General features: G+C 49.5%; 3 protein-coding genes. All 3 read right to left on the bottom strand.

Annotated features, from left to right (window positions below):
* The coding region (locus tag CRG49_RS13670) for a hypothetical protein (RefSeq protein ID WP_232727261.1) at positions 1–184 on the bottom strand (184 nt) is incomplete at its 3' end.
* Positions 177–524, bottom strand: coding sequence for a hypothetical protein (locus tag CRG49_RS12955; RefSeq protein WP_369832047.1), 348 nt, complete (start codon positions 522–524; stop codon positions 177–179). The genes CRG49_RS13670 and CRG49_RS12955, both read right to left, overlap by 8 nt.
* A 12-nt stretch (positions 525–536) precedes the next feature.
* On the bottom strand, positions 537–734 hold the full coding sequence (locus CRG49_RS12950; protein WP_095502199.1) for a zinc-finger domain-containing protein: 198 nt from the start codon (positions 732–734) through the stop codon (positions 537–539).
* Positions 735–955 lie beyond the last annotated feature (221 nt).

The following is a 955-nucleotide window of genomic DNA, read 5'->3' as shown; positions in this document are numbered from 1 at the left end:
CGATGAATGATTTGGGTTGAAGTTCGGGTTCGGGATTGACGGTATAAAAAATAAACATGATTAAAGCCCCTTCACTGGCTAAGTTAAGGGGCTTTACATAATTTAAAAAATACGCCCCTGATGGAGCGCAATATATAAGGCCGTCTGAATATTCAGACGGCCTTTTTTTATTGGAATCACTCAATAATTTCAGTAAATACAATCGGTTTGCCGCGACGGGTCAGTGTGGCGAACCCTTCCTGCACATGCCAGCGGGTGGAAAGGTTGCTGTATTCCACACCTTTTGCCCACGATTGGATTTGCTTCAGGCTCTCCACCGTGTTGCCTTGGCGCAGCTCTACCGTCATCGGGCTGTTGCTGTTGATGTAAACGGCGGTAATGCGCTGGCCGTTGGCGGCTTCGTAGTTCACGGAATAGGTTTCGGCTTCAGCCACAACCGGTATCGGTGCGGAAGGGCGCACGGCTTTATACGAACCGCAGGCGGTGCAAAGGGAAACCAATAAAAAAATGGCGGCGTGTCGAATCATGGCGTGCGTTTAGTAATGATGATGGGGGATTTCGCCGTCTAAATGATAGCGGATGCTGCAATACGGGCATTCAATGTCGCTGTTGGACTGAATCGGCAAAAACACGCGAGGGTGGCCGTTCCACGTTTCGTGTTTGGGACCGGCGCAATGCAGCGGCAAATCTTGCGGCGTGATGTGGATAACGGGATTATCGGTAGTGTGTGACATGATGATTCCTTGGCAGTTTGCCGTTTATTGTACGCCAGAAGCGCAGGTTTGTGCATAAGCTTTGTCGATTTGAATACCACAAAAAAAGGCCGTCTGAAAGTATACGCTTTCAGACGGCCTTACATTCGCATTTCAAGTGCAACGCTCAAATGCCATTGGCAAGGGCTGCTGAAAACAGATCACCCGGTGTCTCATAGTCCAATGTCTTTCTCGGTCGGCGG

The sequence above is a fragment of the Neisseria sp. N95_16 genome (assembly GCF_002551535.2).
GTDB classification, from domain to species: domain Bacteria; phylum Pseudomonadota; class Gammaproteobacteria; order Burkholderiales; family Neisseriaceae; genus Neisseria; species Neisseria brasiliensis.
Note: the sequence above shows the minus strand (reverse complement) of the source record. Positions and strands in the feature narration are given on the sequence as shown.